The organism is Mesorhizobium sp. B2-4-3, from assembly GCF_006442815.1.
Classification (GTDB): domain Bacteria; phylum Pseudomonadota; class Alphaproteobacteria; order Rhizobiales; family Rhizobiaceae; genus Mesorhizobium.
Genome location: NZ_VFVL01000005.1, coordinates 187,286 through 213,552, shown reverse-complemented (window position 1 = coordinate 213,552; position 26,267 = coordinate 187,286). Strand labels below are relative to the sequence as shown.

The 26,267-nt window shown below is 64.7% G+C and carries 21 protein-coding genes; 8 read left to right on the top strand and 13 right to left on the bottom strand.

The genetic code is table 11. From position 1 onward, the window contains the following. Positions 1 to 18: 18 nt before the first annotated feature. On the top strand, positions 19 to 924 hold the full coding sequence (gene ppk2, locus FJ956_RS08075; protein WP_140673317.1) for a polyphosphate kinase 2: 906 nt from the start codon (positions 19 to 21) through the stop codon (positions 922 to 924). Between the two features lie 119 nt (positions 925 to 1,043). Here the strand turns inward: ppk2 and FJ956_RS08070 are convergent, their stop codons facing one another. The 3 genes from FJ956_RS08070 to FJ956_RS08060 all read right to left on the bottom strand — a co-directional run bounded on the left by FJ956_RS08070 (position 1,044) and on the right by FJ956_RS08060 (position 3,273). Then, a complete protein-coding gene (locus FJ956_RS08070; RefSeq protein ID WP_140673314.1) occupies positions 1,044 to 1,793 on the bottom strand; it encodes an enoyl-CoA hydratase-related protein in 750 nt (249 codons plus the stop codon). Between the two features lie 11 nt (positions 1,794 to 1,804). Continuing rightward, a complete protein-coding gene (locus FJ956_RS08065) occupies positions 1,805 to 2,443 on the bottom strand; it encodes a GNAT family N-acetyltransferase (protein WP_140673312.1) in 639 nt (212 codons plus the stop codon). 98 nt (positions 2,444 to 2,541) lie between these two features. Further along, the gene (locus FJ956_RS08060; protein ID WP_140673311.1) at positions 2,542 to 3,273 is read right to left on the bottom strand and encodes a LuxR family transcriptional regulator; all 732 of its coding nucleotides are present in this window, start codon (positions 3,271 to 3,273) and stop codon (positions 2,542 to 2,544) included. Between the two features lie 279 nt (positions 3,274 to 3,552). Here FJ956_RS08060 and FJ956_RS08055 point away from each other — a divergent pair, with 279 nt between their 5' ends. After that, the gene (locus tag FJ956_RS08055) at positions 3,553 to 4,374 is read left to right on the top strand and encodes a transporter substrate-binding domain-containing protein (RefSeq protein ID WP_140673429.1); all 822 of its coding nucleotides are present in this window, start codon (positions 3,553 to 3,555) and stop codon (positions 4,372 to 4,374) included. Positions 4,375 to 4,388: 14 nt separating this feature from the next. On the opposite strand, the gene FJ956_RS08050 is transcribed toward FJ956_RS08055, so the two are convergent. Continuing rightward, the gene (locus FJ956_RS08050; protein ID WP_140673309.1) at positions 4,389 to 4,802 is read right to left on the bottom strand and encodes a tellurite resistance TerB family protein; all 414 of its coding nucleotides are present in this window, start codon (positions 4,800 to 4,802) and stop codon (positions 4,389 to 4,391) included. A gap of 212 nt (positions 4,803 to 5,014) precedes the next feature. Here FJ956_RS08050 and FJ956_RS08045 point away from each other — a divergent pair, with 212 nt between their 5' ends. Then, positions 5,015 to 6,664, top strand: coding sequence for a lysine--tRNA ligase (locus tag FJ956_RS08045; protein WP_140673307.1), 1,650 nt, complete (start codon positions 5,015 to 5,017; stop codon positions 6,662 to 6,664). On the opposite strand, the gene FJ956_RS08040 is transcribed toward FJ956_RS08045, so the two are convergent. The 3 genes from FJ956_RS08040 to FJ956_RS08030 form a co-directional block, all read right to left on the bottom strand. Continuing rightward, positions 6,627 to 7,484: a thermonuclease family protein gene (locus FJ956_RS08040; protein ID WP_348641033.1), complete on the bottom strand. Its 858-nt coding sequence runs from the start codon at positions 7,482 to 7,484 to the stop codon at positions 6,627 to 6,629. The genes FJ956_RS08045 and FJ956_RS08040 overlap by 38 nt on opposite strands. A 10-nt stretch (positions 7,485 to 7,494) precedes the next feature. Next, complete coding sequence (locus FJ956_RS08035) at positions 7,495 to 8,136, bottom strand: helix-turn-helix transcriptional regulator (protein ID WP_140673303.1); 642 nt, start codon at positions 8,134 to 8,136, stop codon at positions 7,495 to 7,497. A gap of 110 nt (positions 8,137 to 8,246) precedes the next feature. After that, positions 8,247 to 8,549, bottom strand: coding sequence for a hypothetical protein (locus tag FJ956_RS08030; RefSeq protein WP_140673302.1), 303 nt, complete (start codon positions 8,547 to 8,549; stop codon positions 8,247 to 8,249). 277 nt (positions 8,550 to 8,826) lie between these two features. Here FJ956_RS08030 and FJ956_RS08025 point away from each other — a divergent pair, with 277 nt between their 5' ends. Further along, positions 8,827 to 10,476, top strand: coding sequence for an ankyrin repeat domain-containing protein (locus FJ956_RS08025; RefSeq protein WP_140673300.1), 1,650 nt, complete (start codon positions 8,827 to 8,829; stop codon positions 10,474 to 10,476). 16 nt (positions 10,477 to 10,492) lie between these two features. Here the strand turns inward: FJ956_RS08025 and FJ956_RS08020 are convergent, their stop codons facing one another. The 6 genes from FJ956_RS08020 to FJ956_RS07995 form a co-directional block, all read right to left on the bottom strand. Further along, entirely contained in the window at positions 10,493 to 11,035 is a 543-nt protein-coding gene (locus FJ956_RS08020) for a thioesterase family protein (protein WP_140673298.1), read from the bottom strand. Positions 11,036 to 11,045: 10 nt separating this feature from the next. Then, positions 11,046 to 13,265, bottom strand: coding sequence for a 3-hydroxyacyl-CoA dehydrogenase NAD-binding domain-containing protein (locus tag FJ956_RS08015; RefSeq protein WP_140673296.1), 2,220 nt, complete (start codon positions 13,263 to 13,265; stop codon positions 11,046 to 11,048). A 12-nt stretch (positions 13,266 to 13,277) separates the two neighbouring features. After that, positions 13,278 to 14,486 (bottom strand): acetyl-CoA C-acetyltransferase, encoded by a 1,209-nt coding sequence (locus FJ956_RS08010; RefSeq protein ID WP_140673294.1) that lies wholly within the window; start codon positions 14,484 to 14,486, stop codon positions 13,278 to 13,280. 33 nt (positions 14,487 to 14,519) lie between these two features. Next, a complete protein-coding gene (locus FJ956_RS08005) occupies positions 14,520 to 15,692 on the bottom strand; it encodes an acyl-CoA dehydrogenase family protein (RefSeq protein WP_135872877.1) in 1,173 nt (390 codons plus the stop codon). A 52-nt stretch (positions 15,693 to 15,744) separates the two neighbouring features. Further along, positions 15,745 to 17,541: an acyl-CoA dehydrogenase gene (locus FJ956_RS08000; protein WP_140673292.1), complete on the bottom strand. Its 1,797-nt coding sequence runs from the start codon at positions 17,539 to 17,541 to the stop codon at positions 15,745 to 15,747. Between the two features lie 233 nt (positions 17,542 to 17,774). Beyond that, positions 17,775 to 18,239: a MerR family DNA-binding transcriptional regulator gene (locus FJ956_RS07995; protein ID WP_140673427.1), complete on the bottom strand. Its 465-nt coding sequence runs from the start codon at positions 18,237 to 18,239 to the stop codon at positions 17,775 to 17,777. Between the two features lie 454 nt (positions 18,240 to 18,693). On the opposite strand from FJ956_RS07995, the gene FJ956_RS07990 reads away from it, so the two are divergent. From FJ956_RS07990 to FJ956_RS07975, 4 genes are all read left to right on the top strand, one after another. Next, positions 18,694 to 22,770 carry an SEL1-like repeat protein gene (locus FJ956_RS07990; protein ID WP_140673290.1) on the top strand — a complete coding sequence of 1,359 codons (4,077 nt, stop codon included), beginning with the start codon at positions 18,694 to 18,696 and terminating at the stop codon, positions 22,768 to 22,770. A gap of 192 nt (positions 22,771 to 22,962) precedes the next feature. Then, the gene (locus FJ956_RS07985; protein ID WP_027169296.1) at positions 22,963 to 23,886 is read left to right on the top strand and encodes a sulfite exporter TauE/SafE family protein; all 924 of its coding nucleotides are present in this window, start codon (positions 22,963 to 22,965) and stop codon (positions 23,884 to 23,886) included. Then, positions 23,886 to 24,677, top strand: a complete 792-nt coding sequence (locus FJ956_RS07980) for a TIGR02186 family protein (protein ID WP_140673288.1) — start codon at positions 23,886 to 23,888, stop codon at positions 24,675 to 24,677. Before FJ956_RS07985 ends, FJ956_RS07980 begins: the two co-directional genes overlap by 1 nt. 198 nt (positions 24,678 to 24,875) lie before the next feature. Beyond that, a complete protein-coding gene (locus FJ956_RS07975) occupies positions 24,876 to 26,132 on the top strand; it encodes an Hsp70 family protein (protein WP_140673286.1) in 1,257 nt (418 codons plus the stop codon). The last annotated feature ends 135 nt before the right edge of the window (positions 26,133 to 26,267 follow it).

Here is a 26,267-nt window from a genome sequence, read left to right as displayed (position 1 = left end):
CTGGAAAGGTTCGTCTGGATGAAAAAGGCCAAGGAAACGGCTGAAGCGGTGCCGGCCACGGCACCGATCAAGATCAAGATCGGCGGCAAGGAGCGCGCGTTCGACATCGACGATCCTGTGCTCCCGGACTGGATCGAGGACAACAAGCTAACCGCCGGCGGCTATCCTTACGACAAGAAGATGAAAGGCGAGGAGTACGAAAAGGAGCTCGAGGCTCTGCAGATCGAACTGGTCAAGGCGCAGGCCTGGCTGCAGGCCACCGGCAAGCGGGCGATGGCGCTTTTCGAAGGCAGAGACGCGGCTGGCAAGGGCGGCACGATCTTCGTGCTGCGGCAATATTTGAACCCACGCACGGCGCGCAACGTCGCCCTGACCAAGCCAACCCCGACCGAGGCGGGGCAGTGGTATTACCAGCGCTATGTCGACCATTTCCCGACTTCGGGTGAGTTCGTCACCTTCGACCGCTCCTGGTACAACCGCGCCGGCGTCGAGCCGGTCATGGGGTTCTGCACGCCGGAGCAGCACGAAAAATTCCTCGACGAGACGCCGCATTTCGAGCGGATGATCTGCAACGAGGGCATCCATTTCTTCAAGTTCTGGCTGAACATCGGCCGCGAGACCCAGCTCGAACGGTTCCATGACCGCCGTTGGTCGCCGCTGAAGAACTGGAAGTTCTCGCCGATCGACATCGCCGGCGTCGGCAAGTGGGACGACTACACCAAGGCGCGCGACCAGATGATCGAGCGCACGCACAAGGAATTCTCGCCCTGGATCGTCGTGCGGGCCAACGACAAGCGCCGCGCCCGGCTCGCGGTGATCCAGCGTATCCTGCTTTCCCTGCCCTATGACGGCCGCGACCTCGATGCCATCGGCAAGCCCGACAAGAAGATCATCGGCGAGGGACCGGAATTCCTGAAGGACTAGCTGTCGTTCTTCGTCTGGAACCGCCGGCCTGCCCTGCCTGCGTGGTAACGCGGTTCCGGGCGAATTACAGCGCCGCGCGCCTTTCGGCTTGCGCGGCGCTGAGGTTTTAGGCCAGGCGCTCAGGCAGCCAGGCGCGCGATCCGCTGCAGCCGCTTCAGCGTGGCGTCATCCTGGAGCGCCTGCTGGAACAGCGTGATCTCGTGATCGATGCGGTCGCACAAGACGTCCGTGTCGCCCTTGAGCAGGCTGCGCGTCTGCAGCAGTGCCGCCACAGGCTTCTTGGCCAGCTGTTTCGCCCTCGCCAGCGTCGCTTCCTCGGCGCTGCCTTGCGTCACGACCTCGCCGACCAGGCCGAGCGCCTTGGCGTCTTCGACGCCCAGCGTATCGCCCAGGCAGAAGAAGCGGAAGGCGCCGGCGTAGCCGAGCTTCTGGGGTGCCAGGATGCTGGTCGCCGCGTCCGGCACCAGGCCGAAATCGACGAACGGCACCCTGAAGGTGCTGCCCCGGGAAGCGATCACCATGTCGCAATGGAACAGGATGGTGCAGCCGACGCCGACGGCATCGCCGTCGACGCAGGCAAGGACCGGCTTGGGGAAGGTCGCCAACATGCGGAACATGTCGGTGACGGCGGCGATCAACTCTCGGTGCTTGGTGGCGTCGAGAAACTCCGAGAAGTCGCCGCCAAGGCAGAAGCATCCGGCAAGGCCGCGCAGCATGACGACGCGGACCTCGTCATTGACCGCCGCTTCGCGCAAGGTTCTGGCAAGGCTCGCATAGGCGTGCCTGTCGAGCACCGGTCGGCCGTCATGCGAAGACACGGTGACGACCAGCGTATGGCCGCGCAGTTCCGGTTCGGGATGGAAACTCATGACCGCCTCCATCACGAAGCCTGCTTGAGGCCGAGCAGACCGGGATAGCCCCGGTTCAGCACCGGCAGGTGGTGGTTGCGGCGCGCCCGCACGATCTCGAGCGTATGCTCGGTGAAGGTGAGCAGTGTCGCCACGACCTGCTGGTTGCCATAGCTGCGCTGGTAGCCGAGCGGCTTTGCCAGAAAGTGCAGTTGCAGCGCCCGCAGCACCCACATCGGCTCGAACTCGATGATGACCTGATTGACGTTGCGCTTCAGGCCCCATTCGACGAAGCCGGCGATGAGTTCGGTGCCGACCGTCGAGACGCCGCGTTTGCCGTCACGAAAGCCGGGAGCCACCGCATAGCGGGTCAGTTCCCAGACATTCGGTCCTGAGGGAGACGGCCCCTCGCAGAGATCCGACAGCACGTCCGTGAGCAGATGCGGCCGTGTGGTCGGCAGCATCCGCTGGTAGCCAGCCAGCTCGCCGTTGCGGATGACGAGGTGGTGCTCGGCCTCGTCGTGATCGAACTGGTCGATCTCGAGCTGGTCCGGACGATCAAGATCGGTCCATCCCATCTCCTCGACGAAGATCTTGTAGCGCAAGCGATGGACCGCCTCCCAGAGGTCGGGACGTTCCATCAATTCCTGAGTGGTAAGGGCAAAAAGCATCAGCCGTCTCCTAGGCTTAAGAGGAAGGTACGGCCGTGATGTCCCTTAAAATATTGCGCGAATGCGCAGGCAAGAATTTCTAGGTCGGCACGGCCGACCTAACTAATATAGCCACGTCTAATCGCCTCCGCGACTGCCTGCACCCGGTTGGCTGCGCCCAGTTTGCTCTTGGCGTTAAGAAGATGTTTCTCGGAAGTATGTTCCGAGATGCCTAAAATTTGAGATATCTCCCATTCAGACTTGCCGACGGCGGCCCATTGCAGGCATTCCCGCTCACGCGCCGTCAATTCTATGTGATCGATGATGCTGTCGACCTTGGTGTGGAGTTGCATGGCGCGGCCGATCGCATAGGTCGACGCGAGCGATACCATTCCGAATTCCGCATCCGACAATTCCACGGATTCGCCGCCCAGCGAGACCATGACGATCTGGCCGTCGAGCGTGACCAGCGGAAACGCCAGGCCGTCGCGCAGCTTGAACTCGCGCGCGTCGCCCATGACTTCGTCGCTGCTCTTGTCGATCAGGGCGTTCTTGGAAGCGTCCCGCCATTGGAACGGCGCCTGAAGCTGCTTCATGTGACTGACGACCGGATCGTGGTCGACATAGTTGCGCGCCACATAGCGCTCCAGCCAATCGCCGGGCCAGTCGCAAAGCATCACATGCTGTTTCTGCCGGCCACGCGGCGTTCCCGGCTGCGGCACGGTTCCTGCCATCAGCGCGGTCAGGCCGAAGTTCGAGGTGACGCCGAGCAGCCTCTCGCAGACCGCGGCCGCGGTGCCAGCATGCTGCAACTGGTCTATGTATTCCAAAGTTCTGTCGAACAGGCCCATCGCAACATCTACCCCATGTTGCTTCTATTTTTCTCGTTGCCGACGGTAGATGCCCGAACACCCCTTCGCCATCAACCCTCGGTCGCAATTGCCTTAGCAAAGCCGGTAGCTTCCCCCTTCCGGCACGCAGGTCACTTGCAAACGCGCTGAATCATACGCTTAATTCGGCCGCTTGAAATCAAAAACCGTTGTGGCCGCCCCATTTTCATACGAAAAGCCGAGGAACGGGGACAGGCGCGGAGCCATATCGTGATCTTGCGGTGGATATTTCTGGCCCTGATGTCGGTGCTGGGCGGCGCGCTGCCCTTTGCCGGCGCGACTCAAGGTGCGGAGCCGCAGGTGCCGGTGCTGTGGGACGCCAAGGAGCGGCTGCCGAAGCCCGATCTCTCCGCGCTGCCGCGGCTCAGATTCCTCACCACCACAGATTTTCCGCCCTTCAACTTCCTCGACGGCGCCGGCCGGCTGTCGGGTTTCCACATCGATCTGGCGCGAGCGATCTGCGCGGAACTGGGCGTCGTCGAAAAATGCCAGGTCCAGGCCTTGCCGTGGAGCGAGCTGGAGGACGCTCTGCAGAAAGGCGAAGGCGAGGCGATCATCGCCGGCATCGCCGCGACGCCGGACAGCCGAGAGAAATACGCCTTCTCGCGCTCCTACATGCAATTCCCGGCGCGCTTCATCATGCCCAAGGCGAAAGCCTTCGCCGAGCCGATCCTCGACAAATTGCGCAGCAAGCGGGTCGGCGTCGTCGCCGGCTCGGCGCATGAGAAAATGCTGCGCGATTATTTCAACACCGTCCAGGTGGTGACCTTCGACACATCGGAAGACCTCTACGCCGGCCTCAAGGCCGGCAAGGTCGACGCCGCCTTCGGCGACGGCATGCGCTTCGCCTTCTGGCTGGGCGGCTCGGACGCCGCCGGCTGCTGCCGCTTCGCCGGCGGTCCGTATCTGGCGCCCGAGTATCTGGGCTCGGGCATGGCGATCGCCACCCGCAAGAGCGATACCGCGCTTGCCGCAGCCATCGACTACGGGCTGCAGGAAATCTCGATCAAGGGCAGCTTCGCCGAGTTCTACCTGCGCTATTTCCCCGTCAGCTTCTTTTAAGCCCGCAGGCTTCTTCAGGTGAGCGTGCGCAGGCGCGCCTTGGCCGCCCGCGCGATCGCGGCGACGGTCAGCGTATCGAGATCGAGCTTGAGGCGGATGAGCTGCAGCACCCTGACCTCTTCCATACGCATCTCGAGATCGATGGCGGCGACCTCGAAGGCGGCGGCGTAAGCCGTGTCGCGCAACCGCTCGGGCAGCGCCTCGGCGACGCGCGCGAGCACGCCTTCCAGCCCGTCCTTGTCATGCAACGCCTTCTGGCAGGCTTGCGCGACATTGATCAGCCTGTCGTGGTTGAAATCGACGAACACTGGCCACGAGCGGACGACATCGCCGATCCGCGCCAGCTCGACATCCGTCATGTCGCGGTCAGAAGCCGAAGTGATGACCATCAGATATATCAGGGCTTCGTGCGGCGTCAGTAAAGGCATTCAACACTCCTAAAGGCGTGCATGTCATCTCCACAAAGCCGTGACACACTTTTGGATGACATGCACCGGATGATGGACCTCGAACGTAGGAGCGCCATTATGGCGCCGCAAGTAAAAGCGCCGCAAATCGTTGACGCTCCGGCCTGTGACGCCTAGAGACCGGTCGACAAATCCTTATCCGCCGCGAAGACGGCCATGACTGGAACTTTGACATGACGGGATCAAACATCATCGATCTCACTCCCGAGATGCTTGTCGCGGCGGCCGAGAGCAAGGCCTGGCCGTTCGAGGAAGCGAAGAAAGTCATCGCCCGCTACAAGGGCAAGGACTTTCCCGAGACCGTCCTGTTCGAGACCGGCTACGGCCCGTCCGGCCTGCCGCATATCGGCACCTTCGGCGAGGTGGCGCGCACGACCATGGTGCGGCATGCCTTCCGCGTGCTGACGCAAGACAAGGTCAAGACCAAGCTTCTGTGCTTCTCCGACGACATGGACGGCATGCGCAAGATCCCGGAGAGCGTGCCGGATCGCGCGGCGTTGGAGCCCTATCTGCATATGCCGCTAACATCGGTGCCCAACCCGTTCGGCGGCGACTATGCAAGCTTCGCCGACCACAACAACGCGATGCTGTGCCGCTTCCTCGATACGTTCGGCTTCGACTACGAATTCGCCAGCGCGACGCAGTACTACAAGGCCGGCCGTTTCGACGAGGTACTGCTGCGCGCAGCCGAACGCTATGACGCGATCATGGGCGTGATGCTGCCGACGCTCGGGCCGGAGCGCCAGGCGACCTACAGCCCGTTCCTGCCGATCTCGCCGAAGAGCGGCCGTGTGCTCTACGTGCCGATGATAAATGTCGACGCCAAGGCCAGCACCATCACCTTCGACGACGAAGGCACCGAGACGACGCTGCCTGTCACCGGCGGCCATGTGAAGCTGCAGTGGAAGCCGGATTTCGGCATGCGCTGGGCGGCGCTCGGCGTCGATTTCGAGATGTTCGGCAAGGACCACCAGACCAATGCGGCAATCTACGACCGCATCTGCAACATCCTCGGCGGACACGCGCCGGAGCATTTCGTCTACGAGCTGTTCCTCGACGAGGAGGGCCAGAAGATCTCGAAGTCGAAGGGCAATGGGCTCACCATCGACGAATGGCTGACCTATGCGCCGACGGAAAGCCTCGGCCTCTATATGTACCAGCGGCCGCGGCAGGCGAAGAAGCTCTATTTCGACGTCATCCCGAAGGCGGTGGACGAGTATTACGCTTTCCTTGGCGCCTATCCGCGCCAGGACTGGAAGGAGCGGCTCGGCAACCCTGTATGGCACATGCATGACGGCAACCCGCCGGCCATCGACCTGCCAGTGCCGTTCGCGCTGCTGCTCAACCTGGTCAGCGCCTCCAACGCGCATGACAAGGCGGTGCTGTGGGGCTTCATCTCGCGGCACGCGCCGGGTGTGACGCCGAAGACGCATCCGGAACTCGACCGGCTGACCGGCTACGCGATCCGCTATTTCGACGACTTCGTGAAGCCGACCAAGGTTTTCCGCGCCGCCGACGAGGTGGAGCGCGAGGCGCTGGCAAAGCTCTCCGACGCGCTCGGGGCTCTGCCGCAGGGTGCCGACGGCGAGGCGATCCAGAACGCGGCGCTCAACGTGGCACGCAAGATCGAGCGCTACCAGGATCATTCCAAGCAGAGCCCGGAGGGCGGGCCTGGCGTGTCGGTAGCCTTCTTCCAGATGATCTACCAGGTGCTGATCGGCCAGGAACGCGGGCCGCGCTTCGGTTCCTTCGCGGCGCTTTACGGCATCGCCGAGACGCGCGCGCTCATTGAGCGGGCGCTGGCAGGTCAGTTGGCGGCGTAACGTCGCCGCCATCGGCCGGCAGGATCGAATCCGGCGCAACCTGCGCCGGACCTGACGCGGCCGGCAGCGCCGGCAGACCGTCGAGCTTCGGCGCTGAGCCGAAAATACCCTTCCTGGCCGTGCGAGCCTTGTTCTCGGCCTCGACATAGGGACCGCCTTGCGCGGCGCGTGCCCAGCCATTCTCGACCAGCCACTGGCCGACGTCCTGATTGCCGATATGGCATTCGGCGGAAATGGTGTCGCGACCGCCCTCGGGCGGCACCGTGCAGGCGACCGCGCGGCCGCGCAGGAAGGCGCGGAAAGCTGTCCTGGCGCGCGCGCCGCAGGCCCAGGTCTTGCCCGCGTCGCTACAGGTTTCGTCGGCTTTGACGACGTCCACGCCGGACACGGCGACCGCATAGCCCTTTGCCTCGATCAGCCCGGCGGCCGTGGCGACCGGTTGGAACAGCTTGGTGCCGTTCCAGTCGTCCGGCATCTTCAACTTGGGCGGCTTGGGTGGCGCGGCCAGCGCCAGATCGCTGAGCGGCGCGCGCGGTTCCACTCGTTCGAGCTCGTTATCCGAAAGAGCGGGCGGCGCCACCACTTCGGGATCGATGGCCCTCGAATGAACGGGTGGTGGCGGAGCGGCGGGCGTGGGAATGGCCGAAGTCACCGGCTCTTCCGGCGGCGTCTCAGTGCCTGGATCTGCAAGCGCATCCGGATCGATCCGGTCCACCGCGATCGTGCTCTCACGGCTTTTGATTGCGCGCCCGCCGGTCACGACGAGCGCCGCCATGACCGGAATTGCCAGAACCGCCAGGGCTGTTTGAAGAAGCCGCACCGGTCCGGACCTACTGGCTCGCCCAGACGATGCGCGCCACCCATTCGATATCGCGCGCCGGGATGTCACGGTCCGGGTGAGCTGGGTTGAGCGAAACCAGCAGGATCGATTTCACCGTTTGCCGGTCGAGCACCTTGGCCATCACCTCGCCGGCTGTGGTCTTGACCACGACGCGATCGCCTTTGCGCGTCGGCGCGCCGGGTTCGACGATCAGCACGTCGCCGTTGCGGTAGAGCGGCAGCATGGAATCGCCCTGCACCTGCAGCGCGTAGGACGTCTCGGTCGCCCGCGCCGGAAGCTCGACTAGGTCCCAGCCCTGCCCCGCCGGATAGCCGGCATCGTCGAAGAAGCCCCCCGCGCCGGCCTGAGCGAAGCCGAGCAACGGAACCGCGCTGCGATGTTGGGCGACGGAGGCGCCGCCGCGTCCTTCGACCAGTCCGGTGAATTCCTCCAGCGAAGCGCCGGTGGCCTCGATGATCTTGGCCAGCGATTCGGTCGAGGGCCAGCGCGGCCGGCCGTCGGAAGACAGGCGCTTCGACTTGTTGAAGGCCGTCGAATCGAGACCCGCGCGCCGGGCAAGACCGGAAGCCGATAGAGAATAGCGCTCGGCGAGAGCGTCGATTGCGGCCCATACGCGGTCGTGTGAGAGCACGCGCGCTCTCCTTCAGAACAGGAAAAAATGCCTCAAGCCTGTCTAGCGCGCGACCACGCCATTGTCCACCGGCGTGGCCGGCGGATCATCAAGAAAGCGCGGCGTGGACCCTATCCGATCCCGGCCAAGGCCTTCGGCAGGCCCCTCCTCAGTTCCTCCGCGTTCATCACCGGGATGAAGTCAACGGTGGCATTGAACGCAAGGAAGAAGCGCTCGCTAAAATATGGCATTTCGGAACTGTCTTTGATGTCAACGAACAAGTAGGCCGTTCGCTGGCCCTTCTCCGCGGTGAAATAGGCCGCCTCCGGCTTCAGCTCGGACAGGCTGTGCTCAATGAACTTCTCCATGCTGCCGTCCTTGAGCGCCTTGTTGCCTTCCACTGTCGGAACGGAAATTCTCAACATCATGCGCATGATGATCGCTCCTCAACACTTCCGTTAGCAACAACTAATCTATCATCCTAGCCTGCAGCAAGAAAGCCGCCGCCGCCGCTCGCCAAAGCGTGATCAAGCCAGCCATGGCCCCACCGGATTGACCTCAGTTGCAGAATAACCCTATGGTCCAGCCTGCGGTGCAAGCCGCTTCCGGGTCCGCGGGAAGGGTTGAACCCACTTGCTTCGATGAGCTGACAGCCAAACCTTTGTGCAGCCGGATTTGCGGACCTTCGGCGAAGAACGCACGGAGGTTTTCATGAACCAACTCCCCAACCGTCCCGACCTCGACCTGTTGAAGAAGCAGGCCAAGGACCTGCTCGCGGCCTACCGGCGCGGCGAACCGAACGCGCTCGCCCGCTTCCGCGAAAGCCTGCCCTCGGCGGCGGGCAAGGACGATCAGGCAATCGCTGCGCTCGGCCTGCGCCTGCATGACGCCCAGTCCTGCCTGGCGCGCGAATATGGCTTTGCTTCCTGGCGCGACCTCGGCAGCTTCGTCACTGCGCAACGTGCCTATGGCGCCGACCGTGCCGCCTCGATCCACAACTGGGCGGGGCTCATCTATGCCGGAGACATCAGCGGCAGCACCGACCGGGCGAGCCCGGCGGCCGCCGCGCGCATGGTCGAAGAGCATCCCGGCTTCATCCAAGGCGACGCGTATCTGGCCTGCGCGGTTGGCGAGGAAGCCGTCCTGCGGGAGGCGACGAAGCAGGATGCCGGCTGGCTCAACCGCCCTGGCGGTCCGCTGGACCTGCCGCCGCTGGTGGCCGTGACCCATTCGAGCCTAGTGCGGCTGCCGCGCTTTCGCGATGCACTTCATGCCGCCGCCAGATTGCTGCTCGAGGCCGGCGCCGATCCGAACCAGGCAGTGGGCAGCCGCTGGCCGCCGGCCTCGCTGGAAAATCCTTCAGACGAATACAGACTGTCGGCGCTCTATGGCGCGGCCGGCCAGAACCACGATCTGGAGATGACGAAGCTGTTGCTCGATGCCGGTGCCGATCCGAATGACGGCGAGTCGCTCTACCATTCGCTCGAGAACCCGGCCTGCACGCGGCTTCTGCTCGAGGCCGGCGCTCGCGTCATGGGTTCGAACGCGCTGTATCGGGTTCTCGATCTCGACAGCCTGGAGGCGCTGAACCTGCTGCTTGCCGCGCCGGACGCCGATCCGAACGAACCGGCCGGGAGCCCGCCGACCTCCGATTGGGGCAGGCCGCTTCTGTGGGCAATCCGGCGGCGACGTTCGCCGGCGCATATCGAAGCGCTGCTTGGCGCCGGCGCCGACCCGACAGCGCGAACGCCCGAGGGTTTGAGCGCCTATCAGGTCGCCCTGCGCTTCGGGCTGCCGGATGTTGCCGCGCTGCTGCGGCAAGCTGGAGATGACGCCCCGCTTCCCGACGATGAGCGCTTCATCGCCGCCTGCGCAGCCGGCGACGAGACGACGGCCCGCGCGATCAAGGCTCGCCGGCCCGACCTGCCGGCTTCGCTGTCGGACCAGCAATTGCGGCTTCTGCCCGAGCTTGCCGCACAGGGCTGCGGCGTCGCGGTGAAGACGATGGTCAGGCTCGGCTGGCCGGCCGCCCGGCGCGGCGGCGACTGGGACGCCTCGGCGTTGAACCATGCCGTCTTTCGTGGCGATACTGACCTCACCACCTTCCTGCTGGAGCACGGCGCGGACTGGAAAGAGAAGCATGGCTTCGGCGGTGACGTGCGTGGAACGCTCGGCTGGGCATCAGTCAACGAGCCCGAACCCGGTGGAGACTGGGTGGGTTGCGCCGCAACGCTTGTGGCGCACGGGATGCCTACCGGTCGGCCGGATCCGCAAGGCAGGCGGGCCGTTGTCGCCTTTGATGACGATCTGATGGTCTTTTCGGACGAGGTGGCCGACTTCCTGCTCGGCAGGGCGGAATGACCGCTTCGAAGCGCGATCAGGCCGCCTTGGCCTGTTCGCGCAAGTTCCTATGTGAGACCATGAAGGCCCGCTCGGCTTCGGTCGGCGGGCGTGGACTGGCGGCGTGGCCGAGCGCCGCGACGACCTCGTCGATGTCGAGGAAGCGGCGGCCGCCGCGGTCATAGACGCCTCCGGTGGTCAGGATCAGCGCCGCCGTCTCGCCGCCATCGAGGACGAAACGGTGCCTGCCGATGACGGAGGTGCCTTCCCAGGTCTCGATCGACGAGACCACCTCGAAGCGCCGCCACAGCTTGATCTCGCGCACATAGGCCACCTGCAGCCCGCCGATCATCGGCGCCCAGCCGTTCCTGCGCGCCAGCGCGATCAACCCGATGCGCAGGAAGATGTCGATACGGCCAAGATCGGCCAGCATCATGTAGCGGGCGTTGTTGAGATGCAGGTTGAAGTCGATGTCGATCGGCAGGCAGCGAAAGGCCAGCCGGCTTTCGTCGCCGACCCTGTAGGGGCCACGGCTCGACGCCGTGGCCATGGTGCGGGCCATTCGCCCCCAGACATACATCTGGGGTTGGTCAGGCCGCCTCTCTGACCTCACCCTTCTGGTAGGGGTCGAAGCGCTGGTAGAAGGTCTCGCCCTTCTCGGCCATGTCGAGCAGGAGCTTCGGCGCCTTGAACTCGGCGCCATACTTCTTCTGCAGCCCCTTGGCGATCTTGACGAAACGCTTGGCGCCGATGCCGTCGATGTAGGACAGCGCGCCGCCGGTGAAGGGCGCAAAGCCGAAAGCGAGGATCGAGCCGACATCCGCCTCGCGCGGATCGGTGACGATGCCTTCTTCCATCACGCGCGCCGCTTCCAGCGCGATGGTCACCAAGAGGCGCTGCTTCAGCTCCTCATAGTCGACCTTCTCGGGCTTCAGCTGCGGATAGAGGTCCTTGAGGCCCGGCCACAGCTTCTTCTTCGCGGGCTTGGCCGGATAGTCATAGAAACCCTTGCCGTTCTTGCGGCCGAAGCGGCCATGCGTGCCGACCATGGTGTTGATCAGTGCCATCTGCCTGGGATCGACGGCCTTCTCGCCGAGATCCCTGATGGTCTGCTTCATGATCTTCTGGGCAAGGTCGACGGCCGTCTCGTCGGTCAGCGCCAGCGGGCCGACCGGCATGCCGGCAGCCTTGGCGGCGTTCTCGATCATCGGTGCGGGCACGCCCTCGATCAGCATCTTGTAGGCTTCCGACATGTAGCGCAGCACGCAGCGGTTGACGTAGAAGCCACGCGTGTCGTTGACGACGATCGGCGTCTTCTTGATGGCGCGCACGAAGTCGAAGGCGACGGCCAAGGCCTTGTCGCCTGTCTTCTTGCCGAGGATGATCTCGACCAGCATCATCTTGTCGACCGGCGAGAAGAAGTGGATGCCGATGAAGTTCTTCGGCCGAGCCGAGTTCTTCGCCAGAGCGGTGATCGGGATCGTCGACGTGTTCGAAGCGAAGATCGCCGACGATTTCAGCACCGCTTCGGCCTTCTCGGTGGCCTCCTTCTTGACGCTTGAATCCTCGAAGACCGCCTCGACGACGAGATCGCAGCCGGCAAGGTCGGCATAATCCGCCGTCGGCGTGATCAGCGACAGGAGCTTGTCCTTGTCTTCCGGCTTGGCGCGGCCCTTCTTGACCTGATCGGCCATCAGGCTGTCGGAATGCGCCTTGCCCTTCTCGGCCGACGGCAGGTCGCGGTCGAGCAGCACGACCGGAATACCGGCGCGCGCGGTGACATAGGCGATGCCGGCGCCCATGAAGCCGGCGCCGAGGATGCCGATCTTCTTGAACTTGGTCTCCGGCACGTCGGCCGGCCGGCGCGCACCCTTGTTCAGTTCCTGCAGCGACAGGAACAGCGAGCGGATCATCGCCGCTGCTTCCTTCGACTGCATGATCTCGGTGAAGTAGCGCTGCTCGATCCTGAGCGCCGTGTCGAAGGGCACCAGCAGGCCTTCATAGACGCATTTCAGGATCGCGGCCGCGGCCGGATAATTGCCGTAGGTTTCGCGGCGCAGGATGGCAATGGCCGGCGGCCAGAGATTGGCCCCGGCGGCCGAATAGATCGGACCGCCGGGCAGCTTGAAACCCTTCTCGTCCCAGGGTGCCACCGGCTTCAGGCCGTTTTTGATCATCGCCTTGGCGGTCTCGACGAGTTTCGAAGGCTCGGCGATCTCGTGGATCAGGCCCATTGCCTTTGCCTTCTGCGGCGTCAGGTTCTGGCCGGTGGTCAGCATCTGCAGCGCCTGCTGCTGGTCGGTCAACCGCGGCACGCGCTGGGTGCCGCCGGCGCCGGGGAAGATACCGATCTTCACCTCGGGCAGCGCCATCTTCACCTTGTCGGAATCGGCGGCGACGCGGCCATGGCAGGCGAGCGACATCTCGAAGGCGCCGCCCATGCAGGTGCCGTTGATCGCCGACACAAACGGCTTGCCGCAGGTCTCGATCTTGCGGAACAGGCCGGTCATGTAGCCGGCATTCTCGAATAGCGCCCTGGTCGCCTTGTCGAGATCATTCGACTTCTCGGCAGCGAAGGTCGCCAGCATCTTCTGCAGCATGGTGATATCTGCACCGCCGGAGAAGCTGTCCTTGCCCGAGGTGATCACCGCGCCCTTGATGGCGGCATCTGCGGCCACCTTGTCAACGATGGCGTTGAGCTCGAGCATCGCCTCCTCGGTGAACACGTTCATCGAGCGGTCCGGCATGTTCCAGGTGATCAGCGCAATGCCGTCGGCGTCGGTGTCGAGGGTGAAATTGATGTAGCTCATAGTCTCTCTCCCTCAGACGCGTTCGATGATGGTGGCGGTGCCCATGCCGGCACCGATGCAGAGCGTGACCAACGCGGTGTTGAGGTCACGACGCTCCAGCTCGTCCAGCACCGTGCCCAGGATCATGGCACCGGTGGCGCCGAGCGGATGGCCCATGGCGATCGCCCCGCCATTGACGTTGATCTTGTCGTGCGGGATGTCGAAGGCCTGCATGTAGCGCAGCACCACGGAAGCGAAGGCCTCGTTGAGCTCGAATAGGTCGATGTCCGACAACTTCATCTTGGCGCGCTTCAACAGCTTCTCGGTGACGTCGACCGGACCGGTCAGCATCAGCACCGGTTCCGAGCCGATATTGGCGAAGGCGCGGATGCGCGCGCGCGGCTTCAGTCCCATCGCCTTGCCGGCCTTCTTGGAGCCGAGCAGAACGGCGGCGGCGCCGTCGACGATGCCGGAGGAATTGCCGGCGTGATGGACGTGATTGACCTCCTCGACCTCAGGATGCTTCTGCACGGCGACCGCGTCGAAGCCGCCCATTTCGCCCGGCATGACGAAGGACGGGTTGAGCGAGGCCAGAGACTGCATGTCGGTCGAGGGCCGCATGTGCTCGTCATGGTCGAGAATGGTGAGGCCGTTCTGGTCTTTGATCGGGATCACCGAATTCTTGAAGCGGCCGTCGGCCCAGGCTTTCGCGGCGCGCTTCTGGCTCTCGACGGCATAGGCGTCGACGTCGTCGCGGGAAAAGCCGTATTTGGTGGCGATCAGGTCGGCCGAGATGCCCTGTGGCACGAACCAGCCGGGCAGGCCGACGGAAGGGTCCATGAACCAGGCGCCGCCGGACATGCCCATGCCGACGCGCGACATGGATTCGACGCCGCCGGCAATGACGATCTCGTCCGCGCCTTGCGCGATCTTGGCGGCGCCGAAATTGATGGCGTCGAGGCCGGAGGCGCAGAAGCGCGATATCTGCATGCCAGGCGCCTTTGTGTCGTAGCCGGCCTCGAAGGCGGCGGCGCGCGGAATGACGGAGCCAGCCTCGCCGACCGGGTCGACGCAGCCGAAGATGATGTCGTCGACATTGCCGGTGTCGAGCCCGTTGCGGTCGCGCAGCGCCTCGAGCGTCCTGGCGGCGAGCCTGACCGCCGGCACCTCGTGCAGCGCGCCATCCTTCTTGCCCTTGCCGCGCGGCGTGCGCACGGCGTCATAGACGTAAGCCTCAGTCATTTTCGTGCTCCTTGGCTTTGCCGGCCGCCGCGCTCAGAGAGAGCGCCCGATCAGCAATTTCATGATTTCGTTGGTGCCGCCGTAGATGCGCTGGACGCGGGCGTCGCGGTACATGCGGGCGATCGGATATTCATTCATGTAGCCATAGCCGCCATGCAGTTGAAGGCATTCGTCGACGACTTTGCCCTGCAGGTCGCTGAGCCAGTATTTGGCCATCGAGGCGGTGACCGGGTCGAGGCCGCCGTCGATGTGGCGGGCGACGCAGTCATTGTAGAAGACGCGGCCGATGGTTGCCTCGGTCTTCAGTTCGGCCAGCTTGAACTGGGTGTTCTGGAAATCGATGACGGCCTTGCCGAAGGCCTTGCGTTCCTTGACGTAGTCGATGGTCAGCGCCAGCGCCCGCTCGATCATGGCTATCGCGCCGGTGCCGATCTGCAACCGCTCCTGCGGCAGCTGCTGCATCAGCTGGACGAAGCCCTTGCCCTCCTCGTGGCCGAGCAGGTTCGAGGTCGGCACGCGCACGTCGTTGAAGAACAGCTCGGAGGTGTCGTTCGACTTCAGCCCGATCTTGTCGAGGTTGCGGCCGCGCTGAAAACCCTCGACCTCGTCGGTCTCGACGACGATCAGCGAGGTGCCCTTGGCGCCCTTGTCCGGATCGGTCTTGGTGACGACGATGATCAGATTGGCAAGCTGGCCATTGGTGATGAAGGTCTTCGAGCCGCTGATCTTGTAATGGTTGCCGTCCTTCTCGGCGCGGGTCTTGACGCCTTGCAGGTCGGAGCCGGCGCCGGGCTCCGTCATGGCGATGGCGCCGATCAGCTCGCCGGTCGCGAGCTTGGGCAGCCATTTCTGTTTCTGCTCCTCAGAGCCGTAATGCAGGATGTAGGGTGCCACGATCGAATTGTGCAGGCCGATGCCGAAGCCGTCGACACCGACATGGCCGATCGCCTCGATAATGGCGCTCTCATGCGCGAAGGTGCCGCCCGAGCCGCCGTATTTCTCCGGCATGGAAGCGCAGAGCAGGCCGGCCGCTCCCGCCTTCAGCCAGCTCTCACGGTCGAACATCTCGTTCTTCTCGAACTCGTCGTAGCGCGGGGCGATCTCTTCCGCCATGAAGCGGGTCGCCATGTCATAGAGCATGCCGACCTCGTCCGCAGCCCAGGCGGGCTTCGGAAGACCAAGAATTTCGGCTGGATTTGTCGCCACGATTTCCTCCGCGTTCCGACTTTGGTGGACCGGCAATGCCGGCCGGACAAACCTAGAACGCTTCCGCCGGCAGCGCCATTAGCGTGTCCGCGCCACTCGATATGCGAGCGAGACGCGTCGCCGTTTCCGGCATGACGCGCTCCATGAAGAAGCGCGCGGTCACCAGCTTGGCGTCGTAGAACGCCGAAGCGCCGTTGGCGCCTTCCGCGAGCTTCGCCTCAGCGGATTTCGCCATCTGCGCCCACATATAGCCCAGCGCCACCAGGCCGAAGAGGTGCATGTAGTCGGTCGAGGCGGCACCGGCGTTGTCGGGCTTGGCCATACCGTTCTGCACCAGCCACATTGTGGCTGCTTGCAGATCGTTGAGCCCCTTTTTCAGCGCCTTGGTGAACGGCGCCATCTTCTCATCAGTGCGGTTTTCCTCGCAGAACTCGCCGACTTCCTTGAAGAAGGCCTGCACCGCGCGGCCGCCATTAAGGCCGAGCTTGCGCCCGACGAGGTCGAGCGCCTGGATGCCGTTGGCGCCTTCATAGATCATGGCGATGCGGGCGTCGCGCACGAACTGGCTCATGCCGTGCTCTTCGATGTAGCCGTGGCCGCCGAACACCTGCTGCGCCATCACCGCATGGTCGAAACCCTTGTCGGTGAGCACGCCCTTGACCACCGGCGTCATCAGGCCGGTGTAGTCGTCGGCCGCCTGGCGGTCCTTGTCGTCACCGGAGCGATGCGCGACGTCGGACTTGATCGCCGTCCACAACGCCAGCGCGCGACCGGCCTCGTTGAAGGCCTTCATGGTCATCAGCGAACGGCGGATGTCGGGATGGACGATGATCGGGTCGGCCTTCTTGTCCGGCGCCTTGGCGCCCGACAGCGAGCGGCCCTGCAGGCGGTCCTTGGCGTAGGAGACGGCGTTCTGATAGGCGATCTCGGAGACCGAAAGCCCCTGCAGGCCGACACCGAGGCGGGCCTCGTTCATCATCGTGAACATGGCCTTCAGGCCGCCGTTCAATTCGCCGAGCAGCGTGCCCTCCGCCTCGTCATAATTCATGACGCAGGTCGAGTTGCCGTGAATGCCCATCTTCTCCTCGATCGAGCCGCAGGAGAGCGTGTTGCGCTGGCCGGGATTGCCCGAGGCATCGAGCTTGAGCTTCGGCACGATGAACAGCGAGATGCCCTTGACGCCTTCCGGCGCGCCCTCGGCGCGGGCAAGCACCAGATGAACGATGTTGTCCGCCATGTCGTGCTCGCCGGCGGAGATGAAGATCTTCTGGCCGGAAATCCTGTAGGTGCCGTCGCCATTGGGAACGGCCTTGGTGCGCAGCAGGCCGAGGTCGGTGCCGCAATGCGGCTCGGTCAGGTTCATGGTGCCGGTCCAGACCCCCTCGATCAGCCTGGGCAGCCATGTCGCCTTCTGCTCGTCCGTGCCGTGGGTGACGATCGCCGCGATCGCGCCTTGCGTCAGGCCGGGATACATCATCAGCGCCATGTTGGCAGAGATCATGTATTCGGAAACTGCGGTGTGGACGGCGTAAGGAAGGCCCTGGCCGCCGAACTCTGCAGGCGCTGCAAGCCCCATCCAGCCGCCTTCGCGATACTGGTCGTAAGCGTCCTTGAAACCGTTGGGCGTCGTCACCGAGCCGTCGTCATGGCGCACGCAGCCTTCCATGTCGCCGACGCGGTTCAACGGATGCATGACGTTTTCGGCAAGCTTGGCGCCCTCGGCGAGGATCGCCTCGAGCACGTCGGGCGTCGCGTCCGAGAAGCCCGGAAGGTTGGAATAGCGCTGATAGCCCAGCACGTCGTTGAGAACGAACAGCGTGTCCTGGACCGGCGCCCTGTAAACCGTCATGCCTTCCTCCACCCTTATAGTGCCAGCCGGCCAGGAAGTTCCTTATCCACGTCCTGGACAGGAGGCCGGACCGATGTCGATGCCCGGATAGCAAATTTTGACGTTTGCGTAAACGTCAACTTCGTCGCAGCCAAAAATTTATGTGAGCGGTCCGGCATTTTGGCGACAAAAAAGCCGCGCGGCTATAGCCGCGCGGCTCTCCATTTCTGGGATCGTCCCTGTCGAGCCAGCGTTCAGCCGGCGGCGCTGGCCTGCGGCGCCGCGGTGCGTTCGACGAGCATCTGGCGCACCGCCGTCATCGACGTGCTCAACTCGTTGATGGCGTCGTCGATCAGCGCGCGCTGCTTCTGCAGGCGGGCGAGCTGCTTCTCCGACTTGTCGAGGGCCAGCCGCAGCTGCTTGGTGTTGGTGCCGGTCGGATCGTAGAGATCCATCATCTGCTTGACGTCGCGCAGCGAGAACCCGACCTTGCGGCCGAGCAGGATCAGCTTCAGCCGGGCCTTGTCGCGGCGCGTATAGAGACGGGTCGAGCCGTCGCGATGCGGATTGAGCAGGCCCTTGTCTTCATAGAAACGCAGCGTGCGCAGCGTCACACCGTATTTCTTGGCCATCTCGCCGATGCGGACGAATTCCTCGCCGGCTTCGACCGGTATGTCATTGGTATTGGCCGCGGCTTCGCCGGGCGAAACAAGTTTCATGGTCACTGGCTTTCCCCTGGTGGCGTCGCGGTCGCGGACCAAGCGTCGCCTGAATGGAAGCGGGGGCGTGCTTCCAATCGTGGTTGCAACAAGTCAATCGCAAGAGGCACGGCTTCGCACCTTTTACGTTTACGTCAATTCTATATCGACAGCCGCGGGGTGACGCAAGGGCGTTGTCAAAACGGACCTTTATGCCGCACCACCCGAAAGGCGGCGCCTGATTTATGCGCGTCTTCTTAAGCTTGGTTAACGCGTTGTTTACCACGTTGGGCGAAATGTGCGCATGTCGGTCACCCGTGTTTATCCTGTAGCGAATTTTTCACGGTTTTCGAAGCGCGGGTGAAAACCCGGGAAGCCCGTCTTCCTCCGCGGCAAAACCGCCCGGCTCGCTTCGTTCCCGACAGTACTTTGGGAAACCGGCCTTTGGCCGGCCATTCTGAACACGGGCGCATCGATGAACAGCAAGCGGTCCTATCTCGATACACTCAACGCCGGCAGGCAACGCCGGCCGCAGCCCTCGCTCGAAGAACTGAACCGCTCGCTCGAAACGCTGGAGCAGCGGCTGGACCGGACGCGCGCCGACATGCCCGATCGCCCCGACCTGCGGCGGTCGCCAGTCGAGCCGCGTTATCCAAGCACGCAGCCTTACGGCCAGCCGCGCTGGTACGAGGATACCTATTCCGCGCAAAGGCCGCTGGACCGGCCGCCGCAGAATCCGGCACCGCAAAATCCCGGCCCGCAGACTCAATGGCCGCAAAATCGCGCGCCGCAAAATCCGGCGCCCGCCGCGCCCGCCTTCGACCAGAGCTACCAGGCGATCGCGCGTGACATCGACCGCGTGCGCGGCCAGGAAGACAGCGTCGCCATGGTCGGCAAGATCGCGGTCGAACTGCGCGGCCTGCGCGAGGAACTGCGCCACCAGATGACCGTCGGCCTGCAGCGCGAATTCGAAGCGTTCCGCCAGGACATCGATCGCGCCATGCAGGCCAACAGCCAGCGCGGCGCTCCGTCGAACGGTATGCCCGACAAGAGCAGCGCCGAGCTCGGCCTCGAATTCGAGCGGCTTTCGGGAGCCATCCAGACGCTCGCGGAAAAAAGCGACGACCGCAGCGTCAACCTGCTGCGGCTGGAACTGGAGCAGGTGAAGGGCGCGCTGGACACGCTGGCGCGCGAGGAAAGCCTGCAGAAGGTCGACCGCCGCTGGGACGATTTCGACCGCCGCTGGAGCGCCTTCGAGGACCGCGTCGACGCCGACCAGCGCAAGCGCGCCGAAGGCCCGAGCCTTTCGGTGCTGACCGATCGGCTCGAACAGATCAGCAGCGCCGTCAGCAACCTGCCGGAATCGCTTTCGCTGCGCTCAATGGAGGAGAAGGTGCGCACGCTTGCCGGCGCGGTCGACCGTTTCGCCGGCCAGCAGACCGCGCGCGGCGGCGAGACACTCGCTATGATCGACGAACGGCTGGATGAGATTTCGCGCGCCATCGTCGCGTCAACCGTGGCCGCGCAGGCCAATGCCTTCGACCCCGAAACCTTCGGCCGGATCGAGAAGCGCATGGCCTCCCTGGCGGTTCAGATCGAAGAGGTCGCCCAGTCGCGGCCTGGAGCGGAAGTTCTGGATCGCCTCAGTCTCCTGTCCAGCCGTGTGGATCAGTTGGCCGGCAGGGCGGACCTGCCCGAGCAGGCCATGGAGCGGCTCGGCAAGCAGATCGCCTTGATCACCGACAAGATGGACCGCGCGCCGGCCATGCCGGATGCCGACCAGATCTTCCAGGGCCTTGAGCAGCGCTTCGATGCGCTGTCAATGCTGCTTGAGCGCCGCCAGGGCGATGCGATCGAACAGAGCAATATGCTGTTCCGCGATCTCGAGCGTCGGCTGGACGAGGTCGCGGACAGGCTCGACCAGCGCACGCGCCGGGACGAGAGCGCCGGCATCATGGAGGCGATCGACGCCCGCTTCACCGCTTTGGTCAAGCGCATCGAGACGCGCACGCCCGATCCCGCCAACGAGATGGCGATCCGCGGGCTGGAAAGCCGGCTCGAGGACATTTCCAGCCGGCTGGAATCGTCCGCGCAGCAGGTCGCGGGCATCGATCCGGCGCTGATCCGCAGTCTGGAAGCGCAGGTCGCCGGCTTGTCGGCGCATCTTTCCAAGCCCGGCACGCCGCTGCCCGAGTTCGAAGACATCAGCCCGCGCCTAAACCAGATCGAAAAGTCGCTGGCCGGCACGCGCGATTCCATCCTGAGCGTGGCGCGCGAGGCGGCCGAGAGCGCCGTCAAATCGCTTTCCGACTCGACGTCCAGCACGGCCCAGACCAACGCGATCGCCGTTGCCGGCCTCGCCCAGGACCTGAAGACGCTCGAGGCGCTCACCCGGCGCTCCGACGAGCGCAACTCGCGGACATTCGAGGCGATCCACGACACGCTGCTGAAGATCGTCGACCGGCTGGGCTCGCTGGAAACGAGCGAGGCCAGCGAAGCGGTCAGCGAGCTGGTCGATCCGCAGCCGGCCGGCAAGCGCGGCGGCCGCGGCGGCAAGATCGCGGTGCAGGACGCGCCTTCGATGGACATCGACCAGCCGCTGCCGCTCACGGGAGACATGGCCAGCCTGGAAGGCCGCGCCGCGGCGATCATGCGCGATGAGCCAGATGCGCCGCGCACGCCTGCGGAAGCCGCGGCCGCAGCGGCCATGGCAGCGCTCGGACCGGACGCGATCGGCGACAAGAGCGAGACGGCCGGCCGCAGGAAATCGATGTTCAGCGGCCTGGCGCGCGCCTTCAAGGGCAAGAAGGATGCGGATACGCAGCCGCTTGCCGGCTCGACGCCGGTGGGCGACGTGCCAAGCGTCGACATCGACGAGCCGCTCGACCCCAAGGCCGCCAACCGGCCATTGGAACCAGGGTCCGGCGCGCCGGACCTCAACGCCATCATGAAGCGCGTGCGCGACGAGCGTGGCGGCCAGCCGGCCCGGCGCGCCGAGGGCGACGCCGCCAAGTCCGATTTCATCGCCGCGGCCCGCCGTGCGGCCCAGGCCGCCGCGGCGGAAGCCGACACGCTGAAGCGGCAATCGACCATGACCGGCCCGGTGAAGGCGCTGAGGATAGGCGACCTGCTCAAGGCGCGGCGCAAGCCGATCCTGATGGCGGCGGCAGCGATCATGATGGCGCTGGCGGGCCTGCAGCTGGGCAAGGCCTTCTTGGCCGATCCCGTCGAAACGGCCAACAACCAGCCCGCCCCGATCATCTCCACGCAGACAGTCGATACGGCTTCGCTCGATGCAACAGCCGCGCCGAAGGCCGACACGGACACCGCGCAGGCCGAAAGCACCCCGGCCCGCCCCGCCAGGCAGGCCGAGCCCGTCAAGGACGCGGCGCCGGCCGCTTCCATCCCCGCAAGTCCTGAAGCTGCCGCCGCCATGCCGGCCGAACCGGCGCCCGCGCCAGTGACGCTTGCCGCGCCTGCCGAGCCGGCGCCGGCCCCGATGGCGTCGGCGACGCCGTCCGAACCTGCCGCCGCCGCCACCGCGACGGACACGGATGGCGACACGCAGCCGATGGCCAAGGCCTCAGAGACGGCCAGCCCCGCCGCCGAGAGCGCCCCCTCCGGCGCGCCGGCGGCCACCTCCGCCGACACGACAGGCGCCGTACCGCCTGCGGCAAGCCAGACGGCCGCGGCCAAATTCGACATTCCCTCCGAAATCGGCCCGGTGGCGCTGCACGATGCGGCCGCCGGCGGCGACGCCAAGGCGCTGTTCGAGATCGGCTCGCGCTATGCGGAATCGCGCGGCGTGAAGGAAGACGTGAAGGCGGCCGCCAAATGGTATGAGCAGTCGGCCGAGCTCGGCTTCGCGCCGGCCGAATACCGTATCGGCAATTTCTACGAAAAAGGCATCGGCGTCGCGCGCGACATCAAGAAGGCCAAGACCTACTACCAGCTCGCCGCCGAACAGGGCAACGCCAGCGCAATGCACAATCTGGCGGTGCTGTTCGCCATGGCGGCGGACGGCGTGACCGACAATGAATCGGCGACGCACTGGTTCCAGGAAGCCGCCGACCTCGGCGTCAAGGACAGCCAGTTCAACCTTGGCATCCTGGCCGCCAAGGGCGTCGGCATGAAGCAGAACCTGGAAGAATCCTACAAATGGTTCGCGCTGGTCGCCAAGACCGGCGACAAGGACGCCGCCGCCAAGCGCGACGAGATCGCCAACGCGCTGCGGCCCGAGCAGCTCGAGCGAGCGCGCGCGGCCACGGAATTGTGGAAGGCCAAGCCGCTCAACGCGGCCGCCAATTCGGCCGACGTTCCGGAGTCCTGGCAGGACAGCGCGCCGCAGACCACCGCCGGTATCGACATGAAGAAGGCGGTGAAGAACATCCAGCTGATCCTCAACAAGAACGGCTACGACGCCGGCGGCGCCGACGGCTTGATGGGCGGCAAGACCAAGACCGCCATCATGGCCTTCCAGACCGACAACAAGATGAAGCCGACAGGCGAGATCGACGCGCCGCTCGTCAAGGCGCTCCTGGCGAAGAAATAACGGCACGCGCGTCGCATACACGACGCCTTGCCACACATTTGCCTGTTAACTGATTGAGATGGTTTTTGTTTCGGCGCGGCGACGGGGGTTGAACCCGCCGCCGCGCCGTCGCAAGAAAAAATTGGCTTTTCGGTGCTTTACTGTCCGGGGACGGCACTATGCGCCGACAGACAAACTGATCGAGACAGACGGGTGGGCATCTATCTCCCGATCGCGGAAATTTCCGTCAACGTCTTCGTGCTGCTGGCGATGGGCGCGGCGGTGGGCTTCCTGTCGGGCATGTTCGGGGTCGGCGGCGGCTTCCTGATCACACCGCTCCTGATCTTCTACAACATCCCGCCGGCGATCGCCGTCGCCACCGGCGCAAACCAGGTCATCGCCTCCTCTTTCTCCGGCGCGCTTTCGCATTTCAAGCGCGGCACGCTCGACTTCAAGCTGGGCGGCGTGCTTTTGGCCGGCGGCATCGTCGGCTCGACGGCCGGTATCTTCGTCTTTGCGCTGTTGCGCCGGCTTGGCCAGTTGGATCTGTTCATCTCGCTGCTCTACGTCGTGCTGCTCGGCACGGTCGGCGGGCTGATGCTGGTCGAAAGCGTCAACGCGCTGCGCGCCTCGCGCAGCGGTGCAGCACCGGTGCTCAAGAAATCCGGCCAGCACAACTGGATCCACCGGCTGCCGTTCAAGATGCGCTTCCGCGCATCGAAGCTGTTCGTCAGCGTCATCCCGGTGCTCGGGCTCGGCGCCGGGATCGGCTTCCTGTCGTCGATCATGGGCGTCGGCGGCGGCTTCATCATGGTGCCGGCGCTGATCTACCTGCTCAAGGTGCCGACCAATGTCGTCATCGGCACCTCGCTGTTCCAGATCATCTTCACGTCGGCCTATACGACCCTGGTGCATGCCACGACCAATCAGACGGTCGACGTGATCCTGGCCTTCCTGCTGATGGCCGGCGGCGTCGCCGGCGCCCAATATGGCGCCAAGGCCGGCCAGCGGCTGCGCGGCGAACAACTGCGGGCGCTGCTGGCGATGCTGGTGCTGGCCGTCGCCATCCGCCTTGCCGTCGACCTCTTCGTGACGCCGCCCAATCTCTATTCGCTGTCCGCCGCGGGCCTGAACTGATGGTGGGACTGAGAGCATTCGCAGCCGCCGCCTCGTTGTCGATGCTCTTTGTCCTTTCCCCGGCAACCGCGCAAACGCCGCCTGCCGAAAGCATCCAGATCGGCCTGTCGACCGACGCCGTTTCGATCACGGCGGGTTTCTCCGGCGCCGACCTGACCATCTTCGGATCGCTGGAAAATCCCGATCCGCTGGTCGCGCGCCAGGGGCGCTATGACGTGATCGTCGTGCTCGAAGGCCCGCCACGCCCTGTTGTCGTCCGGCGCAAGGACCGGGTGCTCGGCGTCTGGGTCAATCTGGACTCGGAGACGTTCGAGAACGTGCCGGTCTCCTATTCCGTCGCGACCACGCGGCCGCTGCAGGACATCGCCGAGCCTGCCAAATACAAGCAGCTCTCGCTCGGCGCGCAGAACCTCTACATGAAGCCGGCCGACGAGACCGACAGCCCGGCAACCATCGAGGAGTTCACCGCGGCACTTCGCGACCGCAAGGCGGCGACAGGCCTCTACAGCGAGAATGTCGGCGGCGTGCAGTTCCTGTCGCAGAACCTGTTTCGCGCCACCGTGCGGCTGGCGCCCAACGTGCCGGTGGGAACCCATAAGGCCCGCGCCTTCCTGTTCAAGAGCGGCATGTTCGTCAAGGAAAGCTCGGCCCAGCTCGAAATCCGCAAGTCCGGCTTCGAGCAGTCAGTCTTCCGCGTCGCGCACGACTATTCCTTCCTCTATGGCGTGTTCGCCATATCGCTCGCCATGCTGACAGGCTGGCTGGGCCGGCTCATCTTCCGCAAGGATTGATACCCGCGGGAAAAATGGGAAGACCCATTTTCCGTGAAAAGAGGGTTTCCCTTTTCCCGGTTTTGCGATACATCGCCGCCTCCCAGCCCTAGGGACAAGCACACACATTTCGATTTCGGCAGAGCGGTCCGGCAATCCGGATGACGGCGCGCAACGCGTCGTCGGCAACCCTGCCCCAGGCAACGACAGGAGGCTGCGATGCGATCGGCATTCGGCGGCATCGATTTCGGCACGTCCAATTCCACCGTTGGCGTGATCCGCGACGGCCGGGCGCGACTGGTGGCGCTGGAAGGCGAGCAATCCACCTTGCCAAGCGCCGTGTTCTTCAACTTCGAGGACGGCTACACCTATTTCGGCCGTCGTGCGATCAGCGACTACACCGACAGCATCGAAGGCCGCCTGATGCGCTCGCTGAAGAGCGTTCTCGGCAGCTCGCTCGCCAATGAAAAGACACGCATCAAGGCGCGCCAGATCGGCTTCATCGACATCATCGGCCTGTTCATCGATCATCTGAAGAAGCGGCTGGAAGAAGATGCGGGCGGACCGGTCGAGAACGTGGTGCTCGGCAGGCCCGTGCAGTTCGTCGACGACGACGCGGCCGCCGATATGAAGGCGCAGGGCGAATTGGAAAAGGCAGCGCGCGCGCAGGGCTTCAAGCACATCGCCTTCCAGTTCGAGCCGATCGCGGCGGCGCTCGATTACGAGCAGAAGGTCGCGCGCGAGGAGCTGGCGCTGATCGTCGACATGGGCGGCGGCACATCCGACTTTTCGATCGTGCGCGTCTCGCCGGAGCGCGCGCGCTCGACTGATCGCAAGGCCGATATATTAGCCAATCGCGGCGTCCATATCGGCGGCACCGATTTCGACCGGCTGCTCAGCATCGCCCATGTCATGCCCGAGCTCGGCTATCTGACACGGACCAAGGACCACAAGCGCAACCTGCCCGCTGCCTATTTCATCGACCTGGCGACCTGGCAGCGCATCAACCTCGTCTACACCGCCAAGGCGATGAACGACCTGCGGCAGATCCGCTACGAGGCCGAGCGGCCCGACCTCGTCGACCGCTTCATCCATGTCGTGGAGCAGCGCTATGGCCATGCGATGGCGGGCCTCGTCGAGAGGGCGAAGATCGCGCTGACCGACCAGTCCTCGGCCGAAGTGAAGGTGTCGCTGCCCGGCGCGCGCTTCGCGGCCGAGATCACGCGCGCCGGCCTTGAGGAGACGATCGGCGGCGATATCGAACGCGTGGCCGCGACGGTGAGACAAACGATCGCCGACGCTGGCGTTGCCGCCTCGGCCATCACCGCCGTGTTCCTCACCGGCGGTTCGACCGCCATCCCGCTGGCGAAGCGGCGGATCCTGTCGCTGGTGCCGCAGGCCGCCGTCATCGAGGGCGACATGTTCGGCTCGGTCGGCCTCGGCCTAGCGCTGGATGCGCAGCGCAAATACGCGTGACCGACGGAGAATGGCGAAACCGCCCCTCACTTCGTCATCCACGGGCGGAGCAAGGAGCGAAGCGACGCAGCGCAGACCCGAGGATCCATTCCGTGACGCATAAGAGCCGCTCCGATGCAGAATTCTGCTCCGCTG

Excerpts from the sequence above, each read along its gene's own strand:
- FJ956_RS07995 (WP_140673427.1), bottom strand. The coding sequence starts at position 18,239 with ATGAAACTTGTTTCGCCCGGCGAAGCCGCGGCCAATACCAATGACATA.
- FJ956_RS07980 (WP_140673288.1), top strand. The coding sequence starts at position 23,886 with ATGGTGGGACTGAGAGCATTCGCAGCCGCCGCCTCGTTGTCGATGCTC.
- FJ956_RS07975 (WP_140673286.1), top strand. The coding sequence starts at position 24,876 with ATGCGATCGGCATTCGGCGGCATCGATTTCGGCACGTCCAATTCCACC.
- FJ956_RS08010 (WP_140673294.1), bottom strand. The coding sequence starts at position 14,486 with ATGACTGAGGCTTACGTCTATGACGCCGTGCGCACGCCGCGCGGCAAG.
- FJ956_RS08060 (WP_140673311.1), bottom strand. The coding sequence starts at position 3,273 with ATGGGCCTGTTCGACAGAACTTTGGAATACATAGACCAGTTGCAGCAT.
- FJ956_RS08020 (WP_140673298.1), bottom strand. The coding sequence starts at position 11,035 with ATGTATGTCTGGGGGCGAATGGCCCGCACCATGGCCACGGCGTCGAGC.
- FJ956_RS08030 (WP_140673302.1), bottom strand. The coding sequence starts at position 8,549 with ATGCGCATGATGTTGAGAATTTCCGTTCCGACAGTGGAAGGCAACAAG.
- FJ956_RS08045 (WP_140673307.1), top strand. The coding sequence starts at position 5,015 with ATGACGGGATCAAACATCATCGATCTCACTCCCGAGATGCTTGTCGCG.
- FJ956_RS08015 (WP_140673296.1), bottom strand. The coding sequence starts at position 13,265 with ATGAGCTACATCAATTTCACCCTCGACACCGACGCCGACGGCATTGCG.
- FJ956_RS07990 (WP_140673290.1), top strand. The coding sequence starts at position 18,694 with ATGAACAGCAAGCGGTCCTATCTCGATACACTCAACGCCGGCAGGCAA.
- FJ956_RS08050 (WP_140673309.1), bottom strand. The coding sequence starts at position 4,802 with ATGCCTTTACTGACGCCGCACGAAGCCCTGATATATCTGATGGTCATC.
- ppk2 (WP_140673317.1), top strand. The coding sequence starts at position 19 with ATGAAAAAGGCCAAGGAAACGGCTGAAGCGGTGCCGGCCACGGCACCG.
- FJ956_RS08065 (WP_140673312.1), bottom strand. The coding sequence starts at position 2,443 with ATGCTTTTTGCCCTTACCACTCAGGAATTGATGGAACGTCCCGACCTC.
- FJ956_RS08055 (WP_140673429.1), top strand. The coding sequence starts at position 3,553 with ATGTCGGTGCTGGGCGGCGCGCTGCCCTTTGCCGGCGCGACTCAAGGT.
- FJ956_RS08025 (WP_140673300.1), top strand. The coding sequence starts at position 8,827 with ATGAACCAACTCCCCAACCGTCCCGACCTCGACCTGTTGAAGAAGCAG.
- FJ956_RS08070 (WP_140673314.1), bottom strand. The coding sequence starts at position 1,793 with ATGAGTTTCCATCCCGAACCGGAACTGCGCGGCCATACGCTGGTCGTC.
- FJ956_RS08000 (WP_140673292.1), bottom strand. The coding sequence starts at position 17,541 with ATGACGGTTTACAGGGCGCCGGTCCAGGACACGCTGTTCGTTCTCAAC.